We start from the raw sequence: 18136 nt of genomic DNA on the forward strand, positions 1-18136 counted from the left end.
CGATGAGGACCGGGAGTTGATCCTCCCGGTCCTCATCATGTTCGGAACGGCCGTGCGGGGACGGCTACTTGGGCGGCGAGGCGGCGAAGGCCGCGAGGCTGCTGGAGACGACCTCGGGGCGGCCGTTGTTCTGGACGGGCGCGGCGGTCAGGACGTCGAGGTGCTGGTAGCCGGGCGCGATCACGGGGTGCAGGCCGGCCGGGATGTGCCCGGCGAGCAGGCCGTCGCCCGCGAGGACGGTGAGCGTCGGGTTGGCCGTCAACCCGCCCGGGTGGACGAGGAGTTGCTTCACCTGGGGTGAGGTGGCCAACTCGATGTCGGTGACCAGCTTGGTCGGGAAGTACTGCTCGGTGAAGTCCAGCGGCTGCTCCCCCATGCTGCGGGCCAGCTCGTGGATGTCGGTGACCTCCTTGGAGGCGTTGGTGAACGGGGTGCCGTCGGCCGACCGGTACCCGGGGTCGTCGGCGGCGCCGACACGGTCGTAATTACGCCAGGTGTAGAGCGGCCCGTGCGGCACCGCCGGAATGGCCTTGTACTCGACGCCGAAGAGCTGTGACTGGTCCGAACTGCCGTTGGTGGCGGGGAAGTTCTTGTCCACGATCGGCCCGCCGTCGAAGAAGCCGACGCTGCTCTGCAGGAAGGCGAGGGGCACGGAGTTGTCGTCCATCAGCGAGCCGAGCACCGCGTCGTTGGTGAGCCGGAAGTCCTTCACCGCGGGTGAGCCGGTGAGGAAGGTGGCGGCGTCCTTGGAGAACAGGAAGCGGTTCGTGGCCTCGATGTTGACGTTGGACGGGAGATAGGACGGCAGGTCCGCCTCGGCGTCCGGGTTCTGTACGGCGCCCAGGCCGGCGATGGCGAGCAGGGTCATCGTCTCGGGGTTGAGCAGCACGGGCGCGGACAGCGAGCGGGACAGCACGCCGCTGTCGAGCCCGGCCTGTACGACGGCGTAACCGAGCCCGATGTCAGGCAGGTTGGTGTCGTCCGGGATGCTGCCGTCGAGGTCCGAGAGGTCGGTCGAGATCGTGGTGTCGAGGGCGAAGTAGCCCGCGCACTGGTTCTGCCCGGCGTCCGCCGTGGTGGCGGGGTTTCCGTCGAAGTCGGCCGCCGCGAAGTACCCGGTGATGACACCGCCGAGCGAGTGCCCACCGCACAGCACCTTGTTCTTGCGTACTCCCTGATCGGGCAACTCGGCGACGAGCAGGTCGTATTCGTCGCGCACGGTCTGCTCGATGCCGAGCTTGGCCATCCAGCCGAGCTGGTCGTTGCCGACGAACCCGGCGAAGGTGCGGCCGCCGACGGACTTGCCCCGGTAGTAGTAGTCGACGGCCGTGTGCTGGTCGCCGGAGGCGATACCGGTGGGATCCTCAAGGCAGTTGGAGCGCCGGTCCAGGGCCCAGAACTCGATGTGCCGTCCCCGCGCGGCGGCTTGGGCGACCGTGTCGCGGGCGACGCTGTCGAAGGCTCCGGCTCCTTCCAGGATGCCGGGCTGGGCCACGAGGATCCGGTCGGCGTCGGCGGAGGCGCTCGGGCCGGAGGCGGAGCGGTAGCGCAGATACGACAGCCAGTCGCACGCCGCCGGACGGGCGCCGAACGACTGCGGTAACGGCACTTTGACCCGCACCAGCGACTCGGTCACACCGTCGGCGGGATGCGTCGACGCCACCGGGGTCTCGGTGCGAGCGCTCTCACCCTGGGCCTGTGGAGCGGCGGCGGTGAGCGCGCCCGCGGTCAGCAGCACCGCGAGCGCGACACCGCGCCAGGTACGTCCTGTGCTCGTGGCTCCGCGCCACGTACGTCCTGTACTCGTGGCTCCGCGCCACGAACTTCCTTTGCTGCGACTCGTGTTCATGGCCGGACCGTAGGACGGCCGGGCCCACGGGATCAGGCGGTGCTCACAAGAACGCAGCGCACGCCGGTGCCCTTGTCACCTGCTCGCAGAGAACCTCGCGGAGAACCTCGCAGCGAACGGGAGGGTCAGGCGTCCTTGATCGTCGCCGTGACGGGCGTGCCGGTCTCCACGGTGCGGCTGACCGTGCACAGCCGGTCGTGCGAGACGGTGACCGCCCGGGGCAGGATCGCGCGGGCCCGGTCCCCGGCCTCGCCCTCCGGGAAGGTCACGGCGAAGGTGACCGCGAGGTCGGTCATCCGGTTGCCGAGGTCGTCGCTGACCTTGTTGCCGGTCACCGTGACGGTGAACCCGTCCGGTTCCGCGTGCCGCGTGGTCGCCACATCGACGTCGGCCGCGGTGCAGCCCCCGATCGCGGCGAGCAGCAGCTCGACCGGGGTGAACTCGGTGCCGCCGCCGACGGCGGTACCGAAGTCGATCGTGCCGCCGCGGGCGTTGGTCGCGGTGAAGCGGCCGGGGGCGGTGCGGTCGACGGTGACGTGGCGCAGGGGGTTGTCGCTCATGGGGAGATCCTCGCAGAGCGCCCTGCCGAAGAGGTCCACCGGTGCGGGCAGGTCGTCTGCGTGCCGCCCGCACCGGCCGGGTTCAGGAGACCTGGGAGGCGTCGACCAGGACGACCCGGTGGTTGTACTGGATCGTGTAGTACTTGGCCGCGCCGGTGACATAGGTGTCGCCCGAGACGAAGAAGTCGTCGGCGCTGACGGCGGGTTGGGTGGCGACGTAGGCCTGGCCCGCCGGGAAGCCGTAGACGGTCAGGGGCTTCTGGGTGGACGGGGAGAGGCCGGACGGGTACTCCGACGCCTGCGGGTAGCCGGAGCCGTAGAGGGTCGCGGCCTGGTCGCCGGAGTGGAGAATCTTCGCGCCCGGCGCGGCGCAGGTGTTGACGCCGTGGGGGTTGTAGAACCACACCTTCGCGCCGCTGAACCAGATGGCGGTCCAGTCGCCGTCGACGTCGGCGACCACGAACTGCTGGCCGGCCTGGACGGTGCTGCCCCAGTCGTGGATCGAGTCGGTGCCCTCGGTCTCGCCGGGGTGGATGGCCGGGTCGGCGAACAGGGGCGCGTCCGCGCTCGGAGCGGTGCGCACGGGAAGGAAGTTGGAGGGCGCGGTGCTCTCGGTGCAGGCGGTGGTTGCGCCCGTGGGGTCGTCGGCCGGGCAGACCTGGACAGTCTGGTCGTTGGTCGCGAACCTGGGGCTGATGGTGACCGCCGAACCCACCCTCGGGGCGTGCCGCGCGGCGCTCTGCGCGAGGGCCGACCTCGACGGGGCGACCATGTTCATGAACGCCGTCCAGTCCCAGTAGGGGCCGGGGTCCCAGTGCATGCCCCGTACGTAACTGTCCTGCGGGCCGGGCACGTTGTCGTGGCCGATGATGTGCTCGTGGTCGAGCGGGATGTCGTACTTCGCGGCGAGGTACTTCACCAGGTCTGCCGTCGCCTGGTACTGCGCCTGCGAGTACCAGGTGGCGCCGTGCGCGGCGTAGCCCTCGTGCTCGATGCCGATCGAGTGCATGTTGAACCAGTAGTTGCCGGCGTGGAACGCGATGTCCTTGGTGTGCGTCATCTGCGTGACGGCCGCGTCCGAGGCCCGCATGACGTAGTGCGCCGAGTCGCCGGAGCCCACCGTCTGGAAGGTCTTGATGGCGGCGTCGTAGGACGACTCGGTGTCGTGCAGGACGATGTACTTGATCTGCACGCCGTCGTCCGGGCGGCCCGCGACCTGCCCGTTGGAGGCGGCCGCGGCGAGGAAGGTGCAGTCGACCGTGGCCGGGCACTCGGTGTCGGTGGCCGTCGCGGCGGTCTTCAGCTTCAGTTCGGACAGCTGCCGGGTCTCGGGCTGAATCGCTCGCCGCGCCGGGAGTTCGACGTGCTGTCCGTCGACGGTCGTCCGCGAGGCGCCCGAGGACACGGTCTTGAAGACGCGGTCGGCGAAGAGCTGCGCGGCCTTCTTGTCGGAGGACTGGCTGTACTTGGCGACCGCGCCGTACCAGTCGGCCGGGTCGGTGGAGCTCTTGCCCGTCAACTCCCGCTGGTACGAGGCGAGTAGGGCGGCACCGGCGCGGATGTTCTCGCGGTCGTCGGTGCGCAGTCTCGTCGCCGGGGTGTCGGTGAGCTTCGCCGCCGCGTCGAGGGTGTGCAGCGCCGGGTCCGACGTCAGCTCGGCGAGGTCACCGCGGCCCGCGGCGCCCGCCGCGCCCCCGGAGACCATCTTGGCGGTGACGTCCGTCAGGTTCATCGGGCCGTATCCGCCCGAGGTGTTGTAGTGCCCGTCGTGGTCGTCCCACTGCGACTCCTGGTACGACACGGCCAGGAGCACGGGCAGGGGAACCCCGAACTCCTCGGCCGCGTCGGTGAAGGAGGACTGCCGGTCGGCGCCCGGGGTCTGCGCGGCCTGTGCCGTCGACGGCAGAACGGCGAAACAGCCCGCGGCCACGGCACCGCCGGCCAGGATCGCGGCCAGCACCTTCCGGGGTGATCTTCTACGCGAGGATTGCTGCAAGGCTCTTCCCTTGTGTGTGTTGCCCTGATGCAGACGTGCGGGGCGACGCCTGCCCGAACCACTGTGCGGAAGTTTCCAGCATCACCCACCGGAGTTCACAACTCCCCCGGCAGACAGGCGAGTCGGCGTCTTTCCCGCTGACGTCGGCCGGTTCGGCCGGACGCCGAGGCCGCCTACCGCTCCGCGTTCCCGCACGCCTCCGCCGAACAGCTCTGGGTGCTGGTCCGCTCCGACTGGCTGTTCCGCATGCCCTCGCTCCGGCTGGCCGAGAGCCAGGCCGTCCGCGGCGAGCGGGCCTACGTCTACGACCTGACCTGGCCCGCGCCGGACGCCGCCCACCCCTTCGGCGCCTGCCACGGACTGGATCTCCCCCTGGTCTTCGGCGACTTCACCACCGGCTTCGGCCGGCTGCTGGGCGTCCCGACACCGGCCCACGCCCTGCATCTGGCGGCGCGCTTCCGCACGGCGTGGACCGCCTTCGCGACCACCGGCGACCCGGGCTGGCCCGCGTTCGACACCGAACACCGGCTCACCCAGGCGTTCGGCGCACCGCCCACCGTCGCCGCGTACCCCGAGGAGACCTCGCGACGGCTCTGGCAGGACCATGAGTTCCCGCCACTGCCCCTGAGGGCCTGACCCGCGCGCGATTGAAACCGTTCAATTCCCCCGCACCCGCCTCGCGCGCCTACCCCACCCGGGTCGATCACGAAGTGGCCCTGTAACGAAAACAGTTGCACGACGATTGACCCCGGCCTCGCCAGGATCTACGTTACCCACGCCTCTCATTTCTGAATCGATTCATCCCATTCCGTGCGAGTGAGGAGACGTAGTGATCAGCAGGAGGAGCATGCTCGCGGGCGCGATCGCCACGGTCGCGGCAGTGACCGTGGACAGCGTGCCGGCGATGGCCGCACCGGCATCCGGACAGGCGCAGGCGGAGACACAGGCACAGCGCGACGGGCTGCGCGTCACGGCGCCGACCGTGGAGTACGTCCAGCACCCGCTGGGGATCGACGCCCAACGCCCCCGGCTGAGCTGGCCGTTGGCGTCCGACGCGGTGGACGCGCGCCAGAGCGCCTATCAGATCCGCGTCGCCACCACCGCGTCCCGTCTGTCCCGCCCGGACGTCTGGGACAGCGGGAAGGTCACGTCCGGCGAGTCCGTCCTGGTGTCCTACGGAGGTCCTGGTCTCAAGCCCCGGACGCGCTACCACTGGTCCGTCCGCGTGTGGGACGCCGACGGGCACGTCTCCGGGTGGAGCGCGCCCTCGTGGTGGGAGACCGGACTGATGGATGCCGGGCAGTGGAGCGCCGGCTGGATCTCCGCACCGGCGAGCCTCGTGGACGCGCCGTCCTTCGAGGGCGCTTCCTGGATCTGGTTCCCCGAGGGTGATCCGACCAACAGCGTTCCGGCGGCCACCCGTTGGTTCCGCCATGTCGCCCAACTGCCCGACGGAATCACGTCGGCCACGCTCGCCATCACCGCCGACAACGTATATGCCGTCTCCCTCAACGGTGTTGAGGTCGCCCACACCGACCTCGACACCGACAACGAGGACTGGAAGCGCCCGGCGGTGATCGACGTGCTGGACCGCGTGCGGGCCGGTGACAACGTTATCGCCGTCGCCGCCACCAACGCGACGGTAGGCCCGGCGGGACTCGTCGCCACCCTTGTCGTCGGGACCGCCTCCGGTGAGCGGAAGGTGTTCACCGACGCCTCCTGGAAGACCACGGACCAGGAACCGGCCGACGGATGGCGGGAGTTGGGCTTCGACGACGCGGCCTGGCCGGCGGTCCGGGTGGCGGCGGCCTGGGGCGGCGGACCGTGGGGGCGGGTCGTCCCGGTGTCGTACGCCGTCACCCAACTGCGGCACGAATTCCGGCTGCCGCGCCGGAAGGTGGCCCGCGCCCGCCTGTACGCCACGGCGCTCGGCCTGTACGAGAGCCACCTCAACGGCAGCCGGGTGGGCCTCGACCAGCTCGCCCCCGGCTGGACGGACTACCGCACCCGCGTCCAGTACCAGACGTACGACGTCACCGACCTCCTGCGGCCCGGCGCCAACGCCATCGGCGCGTATCTCGCACCCGGCTGGTACGCCGGCAACGTGGGCATGTTCGGCCCCGGCCAGTACGGTCAAGTCCCGGCGCTCCTGGCCCAGTTGGAGGTGGAGTACGCGGACGGGACGAGCGAACGCATCGTGTCGGACGCCGACTGGCGGGCCGCCCCGGGGCCGATCGTCACCGCCGATCTCCTGAACGGCGAGACGTACGACGCCCGCAAGGAGACCCCTGGTTGGGCCTCGCCCGGCTTCGACGACACGGCGTGGCTCGGCGTGCGGGGCATGGGTGGCGTCGGCGACCTCGGTCCCGACCTGATCGTCGCGCAGGTCGACGGTCCAGTGCGGGTGGAGCGGGAGCTGACACCGAAGACCGTGACCCAACCCAGGCCCGGCGTCTACGTGTTGGACCTGGGCCAGAACATGGTCGGCTCGGTGCGGCTGCGCGTCTCGGGCGACGCGGGCACGACCGTCCGGCTCAGACACGCCGAGGTGCTCAACCCCGACGGCACCGTCTACACCGCGAACCTGCGGACCGCGGCGGCGACCGACACGTACACCCTCAAGGGCGGCGGGAAGGAGGAGGTCTACGAGCCGCGCTTCACCTTCCACGGGTTCCGGTACGTCGAGGTGACCGGTTTCCCGGGCACTCCCACCGCCAGGGCCGTCACCGGGCGCGTGATGCATACGTCCGCCCCCTTCACTCTCGACTTCGAGACCGACGTACCGATGCTCAACCAGCTGCACCACAACATCACTTGGGGCCAGCGCGGCAACTTCCTCTCCGTCCCCACCGACACCCCCGCGCGCGACGAGCGCCTGGGCTGGACGGGAGACATCAACGTCTTCGCGCCCACGGCCGCGTACACGATGGAGTCGGCCCGCTTCCTGTCCAAGTGGCTCGTCGACCTCCGGGACTCCCGTACCGCGGAGGGCGCGTTCACGGACGTGGCGCCGATGGTCGGCACGGTCGGCAACGGCACGGCCGGCTGGGGCGACGCGGGTGTCACGGTCCCCTGGTCCCTCTACCAGGCGTACGGCGACCGCCAAGTCCTCGCGGACGCCTGGCCGTCCGTCCGGACCTGGCTGACGTACCTGGAGAAGAACAGCGACCACCTGCTGCGCCCGGACCAGGGATACGGCGACTGGCTGAACGTCGAGGACGAGACCCCCAAGGACGTCATCGCCACGGCGTACTTCGCGCACAGCGCGGACCTCGCGGCGCGGATGGCCGGCGAACTGGGTGAGGACACCGCCCCGTACGTCGATCTCTTCGAGCGGATCCGGGCAGCCTTCCAGGACGCCTACGTCACCTCCGAGGGCAGGGTGAAGGGCGATACGCAGACGGCGTACGTCCTGGCACTGTCGATGAACCTGCTGCCGGACGCGTCACGGAAGGCGGCGGCCGACCGTCTCGTCGCCCTGATCGAGGCCAAGGACTGGCACCTGTCGACGGGTTTCCTCGGCACTCCCCGACTGCTCCCCGTCCTGACCGACACGGGCCACACCGACGTCGCCTACCGCCTCCTGCAACAGCGCTCGTTCCCCAGCTGGGGCTACCAGATCGACCGGGGCTCCACCACGATGTGGGAACGCTGGGACTCCATCCGGCCCGACGGCAGCTTCCAGGACGCGGGCATGAACTCCTTCAACCACTACGCCTACGGCTCGGTGGGGGAATGGATGTACACGAACATCGCCGGCATCTCGGCGGGCCGGCCCGGCTACCGCGAGATCGTCATCCGCCCCCGCCCCGGCGGAGCCGTCACCACCGCCGGCGCCACGTTCACCTCGGTCTACGGCCCCGTCTCCACCCGTTGGCGGCAGCGGTCCGGCCGCTTCACGCTGACCTGCGCGGTGCCGCCCAACACGACCGCCGAGGTGTGGATCCCCACGACCACCCCGGACGCGGTGACCCACACGCACGGAACCTACCTGCGCCAGGAGGACGGCAGCGCGGTGTACCGGGTCGGCTCCGGCACCCACCGCTTCACCACCTGACCAAGGCGGCACGGCTGCCCGGAACGGTCACCGGGCCGGGCAGCTCGACCTGCGGCGGCGCCCCGAGAACGGAGACAGCGTCGTTCAGGTTCTCGAAGTGGACGATGCCGTCACCCATCCGGTGCGCCGGACCGACGCACGGGCGTCTTCTCACCTGTCCCGCTGATCGGCCCGGGTTCAACTGTGCGCGGCTCAGCACCGGTTGACGGCTCGGCCTCGATGCCGTCCGGGGGTAGTGCTGAACTACGCCCAAGACCTCCCCGACTTTCGTGAACGCCACGCCATCGCCATCGCCGGAGAGAATCCTCGCCGCCACAACCGGCCACGGACCACACCCCGTTGGGAGCGGCCCGGGGTGGACGGCCGGGCACCCACCGAGCCGCGGGTGAGCGCCGAGATCACCTCACCAGCCGGCCCGTCACGTCGGCAGGGACCAGGTGCCGCTGGGGACGGGGGCCGCGTTCGCGGCGGAGACACGAACAGCCGCCTCGGACAGCGCCAAGTCGGCCGCTTCGGCGGCGGATTCGGTCGATGCGGCGCTGCTGATGGCCCGGCTTCAGCACCGGAAGATCGAGGTGCTGTCGGAGCGTTCGGCGATCTCGACGACGTACGCGCTGCGGCCGCCTTCGTACCGGTCCCCTGGATACGCCGTGACCGCGGCCGGTACCGCCAGGCACGCGAGGTGCGCGCGAGGGCGACGACCGCCGCCTGGTACGTCGACTACCGGGCGCTGATCGACACACGGCGCGGGCGGCTCCAGAAGGGCTGAGCCGACGTCGTCACGAGAGGGCCGCGGAGATGCTGAAGCCGCCGGGGCCACCTCCAGGACGATCCAGCTCACCCCAGAAAGCTCAACCTCACGTGACGGTTGGCATTGTCGATGTTGGTGTCGACCAGGCACACCGACTGCCACGTCCCCAGCTCCAGCCGCCCGCCCACCACCGGCAGCGTCGCGTGCGGCGGTACGAAGGCCGGGAGGACGTGGTCGCGGCCGTGCCCGGGGCTGCCGTGGCGGTGCTGCCAGCGGTCGTCGGCGGGGAGGAGGGTGTGCAGGGCGGCGAGGAGGTCGTCGTCGCTGCCCGCGCCCGTCTCGAGGATCGCGACGCCCGCGGTGGCGTGGGGGACGAAGATGTTGAGGAGGCCGTCGCGGCCGGCCGCCGCCTCCCGGAGGAAGGCCTCGCAGTCACGGGTCAGGTCCATGACCCGCTCCCTGGAACCGGTGGCGACGTTCAGGACTCGGGTGGTGAAGGCAGCTGACATGCCTCCCATCCTGAACCATCCGTCGGGCTCCACGCTCGATACCGGTCCTTCGGGCTACTCGCCCGCTCAACACCCGTCCGTCGGGCTCCTCGCCCGCTCGGCCGCCCGGCCCGTGATACGAAGGGTCCAGTCCGCGAGACACCGTTGACCGTGGCACGCCATCTGACCTATTTTCGGCCGCATGTTGCGTTCAGTTCTGCTCACCACGCGCGGTCACATCGACCTGCTGCGGGTGGCTTCCGCCGCGTGTTGCCGCGGCTGCTGACGTCTTCTTCCGCCTCACCTTTTCCTTTCCCCGCACTCCGTCGCGCCCGTGCACACCGTCGTGACCCGGCGGCGTTGAGGCGTACCCCCCTCCTCACCGGACGCTCTCCCCCACCCGTGGAGCACCCATGAGCATCAGTCATGCCCCGCCCGGTTCCTCCGGGCCCGACATTTCCCCTATATCAATATCGAAGGCCGACTCGGACGATCCCGCTCCCCTCGATCTCGTCCCCCTCGTCCCCACCTCCTCGCGCCGCACCCGCGTACCCCGCTGGCTGCGCCGCACCACCGGCCCGCTCGTCCTGCTCGCACTGTGGCAACTCCTCAGCAGCACAGGCGTGTTGACCTCCGACGTGCTCGCCTCACCCGGGCGGATCGCCCAGGTCGGGTGGGACCTGATCGACAGCGGTTCACTGCCCTCGGCCATGACCACCTCGCTCCAGCGGGTCGCCGTCGGGCTGCTCCTCGGGACGGTCATCGGCACCGGACTCGCCCTGGTCTCCGGCCTGTTCAGGATCGGCGAGGACCTGGTCGACGCGCCCGTGCAGATGCTGCGGACCGTGCCCTTCGTCGGGCTGATCCCGCTGTTCATCATCTGGTTCGGCATCGGCGAGGCGCCGAAGGTCGCCATCATCACGCTCGGCGTGACCTTCCCGCTCTACCTCAACGTCTACGCCGGAATCCGGGGCGTGGACAGCCAGTTGATCGAGGCCGGCGAGTCCCTCGGGCTGTCCCGCTGGGGGCTCGTACGGCATGTGGTGCTGCCGGGCGCGCTCCCCAACGCGATGACCGGGCTGCGCTACTCCCTCGGCATCGCCTGGCTGGCGCTCGTCTTCGCCGAGCAGATCAACGCGGACGCCGGGATCGGCTTCCTCATGGTGCAGGCCCGGGACTTCCTGCAGACCGACGTGATCGTGGTCTGCCTGATCGTCTACGCCTTCCTCGGCCTGCTGGCCGACTTCCTCGTCCGCACCCTCGAAAGGCTGCTGCTGCAATGGCGACCGACGTTCACGGGCCGGTGAGCCCGCAGGAGGCGACCTCCTCGCCGGTGACCACGCAGGCGGTACGCGTCGCGGGGCTCACCCGTTCCTTCGACGGCCGCGCCGTCATCGACCATCTCCAACTCGACGTACGGCAGGGCGAGTTCGTGGCACTGCTCGGCCGCAGCGGCTGCGGCAAGTCCACGCTGCTGCGCATCCTCGCCGGGCTGGACCGGGACATCGAGGGCACCGTCCTCGTGCCGCGCCGCAAGGCCGTCGCGTTCCAGGCGCCCCGGCTGATGCCGTGGAAGAAGGTGTGGCGCAACGTCCTGCTCGGACTGCCCGGGAAGCCCGAACGGGCCGTGGCGGAGCAGGCGTTGGCGGAGGTCGGGCTCGGGGATCACGCGGACGCCTGGCCCAAGACGCTGTCCGGCGGTGAGGCGCAACGGGCCTCGCTGGCCCGCGCCCTGGTGCGCGAACCCGATCTGCTGCTCCTAGACGAGCCGTTCGGGGCGCTGGACGCGCTGACCCGGATCAAGGCCCAGCGGCTGGTGGGCGAACTGTGGCAACGACGGGGCTGCGCCGTCCTGTTGGTGACCCATGACGTCGAGGAGGCGGTGCTGCTCGCGGACCGGGTCCTGGTGATGGACGACGGTGTCATCGCGCACGAGCAGCACATCGACCTGGACCGGCCGCGCGACATCACCGACCCCCGGTTCGCCGAACTGCGCGCCGGACTCCTGGAACGCCTCGGCGTCGACACCGCCGCCGAAGCCGCCTGAACTCCCCCACGCACCACACCAGTCACCGAGAACGGAACCCCCATGCGACGACGTCTCGTCCCCGCCGCCCTGCTGCTCCCCCTCGCCCTCCTGCTCGCCGCCTGCGGCGGGAACTCGGCCGCCGAGACCTCGACCGGCACCGACGGCAAGGGCTCCCTCACGCTCGACGTCGGTGACCAGAAAGGCGGTTCGGAGGCGGTGCTGCGGGCCGCCGGTGAACTCAAGAACCTGGACTACAAGATCAAGTGGTCCACGTTCACCTCCGGCCCGCCCCTCCTGGAAGCCGTCAACGCCAAGGCCGTCGACATCGGCGGCGTCGGCAACACCCCGCCGGTGTTCGCGGCGGGCGCGGGCTCGAAGATCAAGGTGGTGGCCGCCTGGCACGGCACGTCCGAGGGCGACGCCATCCTCGTGCCGAAGGACTCGAAGCTCGCCGCGCCCCAGCAGCTCAAGGGCAAGTCCATCGCCGTGGCGCAGGGTTCGTCCGCGCACTTCCAGCTGGTCGCTTCCCTCAAGGCGGCCGGGCTCGGCATCGGCGACGTCAAGGTGAAGTACCTCCAACCGGCCGACGCCCTGGCCGCGTTCACCTCCGGCAAGGTCGACGCGTGGGCGGTGTGGGACCCGTACACCTCGCAGATCCTCCAGGCCAAGCAGGGCCGCGTCCTCACCACCGGCCAGGGCGTGACCAACGGCCTCACCTTCCAGGTGGCGGCGCCCGGCGCGCTGGCCGACAAGAAGAAGGCCGCCGCCATCAAGGACTACCTCGACCGGCTGCGCCGCGCCCAGACCTGGGTGTTCTCGCATCAGGAGGAGTGGGCCAAGGTGTGGTCGAAGGACACCGGGCTGCCGTACGAGGTGGCGCTTGCGTCGGTGAAGCGGACCAACTCCACGCGCGTGTCGGTCGCGGTCGACAAGCCGCTCATCGCGTCCGAGCAGCAGATCGCCGACACCTTCACCCAACTCAAGCTGATACCGCGGAAGGTGGACTTCGCCGACTTCGTGGACACGCGCTACAACGGCACCCTGCCGGCCTCCACCTCCGCCCCGCGCACCACCGGAGGTTCGTGACATGAGCGTGCACCTGCACTGGTTCCTGCCGACCGGCGGCGACGGCCGCACGCTCGTCGACCGGCACGCCTACGGCCCCAACCGTGCCGGGGCGGTCCGCGGGGTACGCCCGCCGGACATCGAGTACCTCGCCCAAATCGCCAAGGCCGCCGAGCAGTTGGGCTTCGAGGCGGTGCTGACGCCGACCGGCACGTGGTGCGAGGACGCCTGGCTGACGACGGTCGCGCTCGCGCAGCACACCGAGCGGCTGAAGTTCCTGGTGGCGTTCCGGCCCGGCGTGATCTCGCCGACGCTCGCCGCGCAGATGGCGGCGACCTATCAACGCCTCACGCGGGGGCGGCTGTTGCTCAACGTCGTCACCGGTGGCGACTCGGCCGAGCAGCGGCGCTTCGGCGACCATCTCGGCCACGATCAGCGGTACGCGCGGACGGACGAGTTCCTGTCGGTCGTACGCGGGGTGTGGCGCGGGAAGCCGTACGACTTCGACGGTGTCCACTACCAGGTAGAGGGCGGGCTGACGGCGCTGCCGCCCGATCCGGTGCCGCAGGTGTTCTTCGGCGGGTCCTCGGCGGCGGCCGGGCCAGTGGCCGCCCGGCATGCGGACGTGTATCTCACGTGGGGAGAACCTCCGGCGCAGGTCAAGGAGAAGATCGACTGGATTCGCGGGCTCGCCGAGCGGGAGGGGCGGGACGTGCGGTTCGGGGTGCGGCTGCACACCATCTCGCGGGACTCGTCGGCCGAGGCGTGGGCGACCGCGAACCGGCTCCTCGACGACCTCGACGCGGACACGATCGCGGCCGCGCAGGCGGCTCTCGGGCGCAGTGAATCGGTGGGCCAGCAGCGGATGTTGGCTCTGCACGGCGGTTCGCGGGCCGAGCTGGAGATCCACCCGAACCTGTGGGCCGGGGTCGGTCTCGTCCGGGGTGGGGCGGGCACGGCGCTGGTGGGCAGTCATGCCGAGGTGGCCGATCTGATCGAGGAGTACCACGCGCTGGGCGTCGAGCACTTCGTGCTGTCCGGGTATCCGCATCTGGAGGAGGCGTACTGGTTCGGCGAGGGCGTGATTCCCGAGCTGGCGGCGCGCGGGCTGGTCGAGGGGAGGACGAAGGGCGGCCTGCCGTTGCTGGTGAGCGGCGGGCGCTGAGCGGGCGGGAAGATCGAAGACCCCGATGCTGTTCGTACAAACGTGAACAACACGCGTGAGGTCGACGTGGTCGTCATAGGCGCCGGGCAGGCGGGACTGGCGGGCGCCTATCACCTGCGGCGCACCGGTTCCGAGCCGGAGCGCGACTTCGTGGTCCTGGACCACGCGCCCGCGCCGGGCGGGGCCTGGCAGTTCCGGTGGCCGTCGTTGACGTACGGCAAGGTGCACGGCATGCACGCGCTGCCGGGCATGGAACTCACGGACGCCGATCCGGCCCGCCCGTCCGCCGAGGTGATCGCCGAGTACTTCGCCGCGTATGAGCGCGCCTTCGACCTGCGGGTACGGCGGCCGGTGGATGTGAGCACGGTGCGGGAGGGCGTGGACGGCCGGCTGCTCGTCGAGACGTCGGACGGGTCGGACGGTACGTGGTCGACGCGGGCGCTGATCAATGCGACGGGGACGTGGGACCGGCCGTTCTGGCCGCGTTATCCGGGCCAAGAGACGTTCCGGGGGCGGCAGTTGCACACCGCGCAGTATCCGGGGCCGGAGGAGTTCGCCGGGTTGCGGGTGGTCGTGGTGGGCGGTGGCGCGTCCGGCACCCAGCATCTGATGGAGCTCGCCCCGTACGCGGCCGCCACCACCTGGGTGACCAGGCGTCCGCCGGTGTTCCGCGACGAGCCCTTCACCGAGGACCTGGGCCGGGCTGCCGTCGCGCTGGTCGAGGAGCGGGTACGGCAGGGGCTGCCCCCGAAGAGTGTCGTCTCCGTGACCGGCCTGCCGCTGAACGACGCGATCCGGCAGGCGATCGCGGACGGAGTCCTGGACCGCCGGCCGATGTTCGACCGGATCACGCCTGACGGCGTGGACTGGAACGACGGCCGACATGTGGACGCCGATGTCATCCTGTGGGCAACCGGCTTCCGCGCCGCGATCGACCACCTGTCACCGCTGAAGCTGCGCGAACCGGGTGGCGGTATCCGCGTCGAGGGGACGCGCGCGGTCGCCGATCCACGGGTCCATCTGGTCGGGTACGGCCCGTCGGCCAGCACGATCGGCGCCAATCGCGCGGGGCGGGCGGCCGTGCGGGACATCCGGCGGTTGTTGGCGGGGGAGCCGGTGGCGGCCTGAGGTTGTCCTGGCGGGGTCGCTTCACGGTGGGGCGGAGGCGCCGCATCGAGGACACCCATCCGCGGTTATTTCGAGCATGGCAGAACTGGACAGCACCGGTCGGCCAGGCTCTTTCAAGGGGCGCGAGGAACTGCGCGACCAGCCACAGCGAACCCGCACCCGCCAACGAACCACAAGCCCCCCCGGAACGCGCGCATGAGTCTGACCCGCGCCGCCCCGGGAACCGCACAGACCGACCGCGATCAACTCCGCGCACTCCCCCGACACATCAGGCGGCGCCGGCCAGCAAGCCGAGCGCCGCCCTACGACCTCCCGCCCGGGTCACTTCGTGGGCGACGCCGTGTTCTTCTGGGCCGCGTTGAACTCGGCGACGTTGCGCTGGTGTTCCTCGTACGTGGCCGCGAAGCGGGTGTCGCCGGGCTTGACCGTGACGAAGTACAGCCAGTCGCCCGGGGGCGGGTTGATCGCGGCGCGCATCGCGTCCTCGCCCGGGTTGTCGATCGGGGTCGGGGGCAGGCCCATGCGCTGGTAGGAGTTGTAGGGGCTGTCCAGGCGGGTGTCGCTGCCGGTGGTCTTCAACGTGGCGCGGTTGAGGGCGTAGTTGATGGTGGAGTCCATCTGGAGCGGCATGCCGCGCTCCAGGCGGTTGAAGATGACCCGCGCCACCTTTCCCATGTCCGCCGTGGACGCCGCCTCGGCCTGCACGATGCTCGCGATGGTGACCGCCTGATAGACGTTCATCGCGTTGCGCTGGGCGCCGGCCGCGACCGGGGCACCGTTGAACTTCTTGTTGGCCGTGTTGACCATGAACGACAGGAGCGACGCGGGCGTCGACTTCTTCTCCAGCGGATACGTCGCCGGGAAGAGATAGCCCTCCGGGTTGCCCTCCGCGTCGTTCGGCAGCTTCAGGCCGGCTTTCGCGATCGACTTCTTCGTGGTCCCGACCGGCAGCGCGAGGACCTTGTCCACCGCTTCGTAGATCTGGCCCGAGCGCCAGCCCTCCGGGATCACCAGGGACGTGGGGCGTGTGTCCCCCTCGCTCTCCAGGCTCAGCAGCGGCACCGCCACGGCGGTGCCGGCCACGACGGCCCCCGTCGCGATGAGGGCGACCCGGCCCCTGCGGGTCAGTCGAATCGTGCTCCGTGGCGGAGTGTTCATCTGCATGCGGGCACGGTAACCCGCATACCGTCACAAACCCGGCATATCTTCAGCTTGTCGGTTCCAGTTGGGCATCCCGGCGTACGAGCGCCGCGTACCGCCCGTCCTGATCGAGCAGCTCCTCGTGCGTGCCCCGCTCCGCGACCTTCCCGGAGTCGAGGACCACTATCTGGTCGGCGCTCCGGATGGTGGACAGCCGGTGGGCGATGGTGAGCGTGGTGCGGTTGGCCGACAGGGCGTCGATGGCGTCCTGGACGGCGGCCTCCGTGCGGTTGTCCAGCGCGCTGGTCGCCTCGTCCAGGATGAGGACCGGCGGGTCGCGCAGGATGGTGCGGGCGATGGCCAGGCGCTGCTTCTCACCGCCGGAGAACCGGTGGCCGCGCTCGCCGACGACCGTGTCGTACCCATCGGGCAGGCCCGCGATGTGCTCGTGGATCTGCGCCGCGCGCGCAGCCGCGTACAGCTCCTCGTCGGTGGCGTCCGGCTTGGCGAAGCGGAGGTTCTCGGCGACCGTGGCGTGGAAGAGGTACGTCTCCTGGGAGACGACGCCGACGGCACGCGCGAGCGTGTCGAAGTCCAGGTCGCGGACGTCGACCCCGTCGAGGGTGACCCGGCCGCCCGTCACGTCGTAGAGCCGGGGCACGAGATAGCCGAGGGTCGACTTTCCGGCGCCGGTCGGTCCGACGATCGCGAGGCTGTTGCCCGCGGGGACGGTGATGTCGATGCCGTCGAGGATCGGACGGCGCTCGTCGTCGCTGTCGTATCGGAACTCGACGTCCTCGAAGGCGACTTCACCCTTGATGCTGTCCAGGTGGACCGGGTTCTCGCGCTCGGTGATGTCGATCGGCAGGTCGAGGTACTCGAAGATGCGGGCGAAGAGCGCCAGCGAGGTCTGGATCTGCACGCCGGTCGACAGCAGGCTGACGGCCGGGCGGAACAGGCCCTGCTGGAGCGAGACGAAGGCGACGATGGTGCCGATCGATGCGTCCGGGCCACCCAGGTGCAGGGTCATACCGGCCGTCCAGTAGATGACGGCGGGCATCGCGGCCATGACGATCGAGATGACGGCCATGCGCCAGCGCCCGGCCATGTTCGACCGGACCTCTAGGTCGACCAGCCCCTCGGACTCCTCGGAGAAGGACCGGGTGAGCGAGTCGGAGCGGCCCATCGTGCGGCCGAGCAGAATGCCGCTGACGGACAGCGACTCGGTGACCGTGGCGGCCATCTCGGCCATCTGCCGCTGGCGCTGGGTGGCGATCTTCTTGCGTTCGTTGCCCACGCGGCGGCTGATCCACACGAAGACCGGGAGCAGCAGCAGCGAGACGACGGTGAGGCGCCAGTCCAGGGCGATCATCGCGATGATCGTGGCGACCACGCTGGTGAGGTTCGAGACCAGGGAGGTGGCCGTGGAGGTGACGGTGGCCTGCATGCCGCCGATGTCGTTGGCTATGCGGGACTGGACCTCGCCGGTGCGGGTCCGGGTGAAGAAGGCGAGCGACATGCGCTGCAGGCGGCCGTAGACCGCTGTGCGCAGGTCGTGCATGACGCGCTGGCCGACCGTGGTGGAGATCAGGGTCTGGAGCACGCCGAAGATGCTGGTCAGGACGGCGCTCAGGATCATGCCGAGCGCGAGCAGGCTCAGCAGGCCGGTGCGGTTCTGCGGGATGGCGACGTCCAGCGTCTCCTTCAGCAGGAACGGGGTCGCCACGGTGACCAGGGACGCTGCGCCGACCAGGAGGCCGACGACCGCGAGCCGGGCGCGGTAGGGCTTGAAGAGCTTGAGGATGCGGCGCACCTGCCGGGGCTGGTCGGTCGAGGTGCCGGGGGACGGTGTCCAGTTGATGCCGTCGCGGGGCATGGTCTCCTACGGATGGTGAGGCGATCAGGACT

The 18136-nt window shown here is 70.4% G+C and carries 14 protein-coding genes; 8 read left to right on the forward strand and 6 right to left on the reverse strand.

The window, feature by feature from the left end:
- Positions 1-64: 64 nt before the first annotated feature.
- The 3 genes from R2B38_RS02830 to R2B38_RS02840 all read right to left on the reverse strand — a co-directional run bounded on the left by R2B38_RS02830 (position 65) and on the right by R2B38_RS02840 (position 4405).
- Complete coding sequence (locus R2B38_RS02830; RefSeq protein ID WP_318021575.1) at positions 65-1738, reverse strand: hypothetical protein; 1674 nt, start codon at positions 1736-1738, stop codon at positions 65-67.
- Positions 1739-1974: 236 nt separating this feature from the next.
- Complete coding sequence (locus R2B38_RS02835; RefSeq protein WP_033278331.1) at positions 1975-2409, reverse strand: OsmC family protein; 435 nt, start codon at positions 2407-2409, stop codon at positions 1975-1977.
- Positions 2410-2491: 82 nt separating this feature from the next.
- Positions 2492-4405 carry an N-acetylmuramoyl-L-alanine amidase gene (locus tag R2B38_RS02840; RefSeq protein ID WP_318014789.1) on the reverse strand — a complete coding sequence of 638 codons (1914 nt, stop codon included), beginning with the start codon at positions 4403-4405 and terminating at the stop codon, positions 2492-2494.
- 216 nt (positions 4406-4621) lie between these two features.
- Here R2B38_RS02840 and R2B38_RS02845 point away from each other — a divergent pair, with 216 nt between their 5' ends.
- Entirely contained in the window at positions 4622-5041 is a 420-nt protein-coding gene (locus tag R2B38_RS02845) for a carboxylesterase family protein (RefSeq protein WP_318014790.1), read from the forward strand.
- 193 nt (positions 5042-5234) lie between these two features.
- On the forward strand, positions 5235-8462 hold the full coding sequence (locus R2B38_RS02850; RefSeq protein ID WP_318014791.1) for an alpha-L-rhamnosidase: 3228 nt from the start codon (positions 5235-5237) through the stop codon (positions 8460-8462).
- Between the two features lie 837 nt (positions 8463-9299).
- Here the strand turns inward: R2B38_RS02850 and R2B38_RS02855 are convergent.
- A complete protein-coding gene (locus tag R2B38_RS02855) occupies positions 9300-9722 on the reverse strand; it encodes a secondary thiamine-phosphate synthase enzyme YjbQ (protein ID WP_318014792.1) in 423 nt (140 codons plus the stop codon).
- 181 nt (positions 9723-9903) lie between these two features.
- Here R2B38_RS02855 and R2B38_RS02860 point away from each other — a divergent pair, with 181 nt between their 5' ends.
- The 6 genes from R2B38_RS02860 to R2B38_RS02885 all read left to right on the forward strand — a co-directional run bounded on the left by R2B38_RS02860 (position 9904) and on the right by R2B38_RS02885 (position 15088).
- Positions 9904-9987: a putative leader peptide gene (locus R2B38_RS02860; RefSeq protein ID WP_315986669.1), complete on the forward strand. Its 84-nt coding sequence runs from the start codon at positions 9904-9906 to the stop codon at positions 9985-9987.
- Positions 9988-10114: 127 nt separating this feature from the next.
- Positions 10115-11008: an ABC transporter permease gene (locus tag R2B38_RS02865; protein ID WP_318014793.1), complete on the forward strand. Its 894-nt coding sequence runs from the start codon at positions 10115-10117 to the stop codon at positions 11006-11008.
- Positions 10981-11748, forward strand: coding sequence for an ABC transporter ATP-binding protein (locus R2B38_RS02870; RefSeq protein ID WP_318014794.1), 768 nt, complete (start codon positions 10981-10983; stop codon positions 11746-11748). The genes R2B38_RS02865 and R2B38_RS02870 overlap by 28 nt, the downstream gene beginning before the upstream one ends.
- A 42-nt stretch (positions 11749-11790) precedes the next feature.
- Positions 11791-12816 (forward strand): ABC transporter substrate-binding protein, encoded by a 1026-nt coding sequence (locus tag R2B38_RS02875; RefSeq protein WP_318014795.1) that lies wholly within the window; start codon positions 11791-11793, stop codon positions 12814-12816.
- Between the two features lies 1 nt (position 12817).
- Complete coding sequence (locus R2B38_RS02880) at positions 12818-13960, forward strand: LLM class flavin-dependent oxidoreductase (protein WP_318014796.1); 1143 nt, start codon at positions 12818-12820, stop codon at positions 13958-13960.
- Positions 13961-14002: 42 nt separating this feature from the next.
- Positions 14003-15088, forward strand: coding sequence for an NAD(P)-binding domain-containing protein (locus R2B38_RS02885; RefSeq protein WP_318014797.1), 1086 nt, complete (start codon positions 14003-14005; stop codon positions 15086-15088).
- A 321-nt stretch (positions 15089-15409) separates the two neighbouring features.
- Here R2B38_RS02885 and mltG read toward each other — a convergent pair whose 3' ends face one another.
- Both mltG and R2B38_RS02895 read right to left on the reverse strand, forming a co-directional pair.
- Positions 15410-16252, reverse strand: a complete 843-nt coding sequence (mltG, locus tag R2B38_RS02890) for an endolytic transglycosylase MltG (protein WP_318014798.1) — start codon at positions 16250-16252, stop codon at positions 15410-15412.
- Positions 16253-16295: 43 nt separating this feature from the next.
- Positions 16296-18104 (reverse strand): ABC transporter ATP-binding protein, encoded by a 1809-nt coding sequence (locus R2B38_RS02895; protein WP_318014799.1) that lies wholly within the window; start codon positions 18102-18104, stop codon positions 16296-16298.
- Positions 18105-18136 lie beyond the last annotated feature (32 nt).

The organism is Streptomyces sp. N50, assembly GCF_033335955.1.
GTDB lineage: Bacteria > Actinomycetota > Actinomycetes > Streptomycetales > Streptomycetaceae > Streptomyces.

Bases quoted from the DNA above. Each gene is read 5' to 3' on its own strand.
- R2B38_RS02835 (WP_033278331.1), bottom strand. From the start codon at position 2,409: ATGAGCGACAACCCCCTGCGCCACGTCACCGTCGACCGCACCGCCCCC.
- R2B38_RS02865 (WP_318014793.1), top strand. From the start codon at position 10,115: ATGAGCATCAGTCATGCCCCGCCCGGTTCCTCCGGGCCCGACATTTCC.
- mltG (WP_318014798.1), bottom strand. From the start codon at position 16,252: ATGCAGATGAACACTCCGCCACGGAGCACGATTCGACTGACCCGCAGG.
- R2B38_RS02860 (WP_315986669.1), top strand. From the start codon at position 9,904: ATGTTGCGTTCAGTTCTGCTCACCACGCGCGGTCACATCGACCTGCTG.
- R2B38_RS02870 (WP_318014794.1), top strand. From the start codon at position 10,981: ATGGCGACCGACGTTCACGGGCCGGTGAGCCCGCAGGAGGCGACCTCC.
- R2B38_RS02855 (WP_318014792.1), bottom strand. From the start codon at position 9,722: ATGTCAGCTGCCTTCACCACCCGAGTCCTGAACGTCGCCACCGGTTCC.
- R2B38_RS02895 (WP_318014799.1), bottom strand. From the start codon at position 18,104: ATGCCCCGCGACGGCATCAACTGGACACCGTCCCCCGGCACCTCGACC.
- R2B38_RS02875 (WP_318014795.1), top strand. From the start codon at position 11,791: ATGCGACGACGTCTCGTCCCCGCCGCCCTGCTGCTCCCCCTCGCCCTC.
- R2B38_RS02880 (WP_318014796.1), top strand. From the start codon at position 12,818: ATGAGCGTGCACCTGCACTGGTTCCTGCCGACCGGCGGCGACGGCCGC.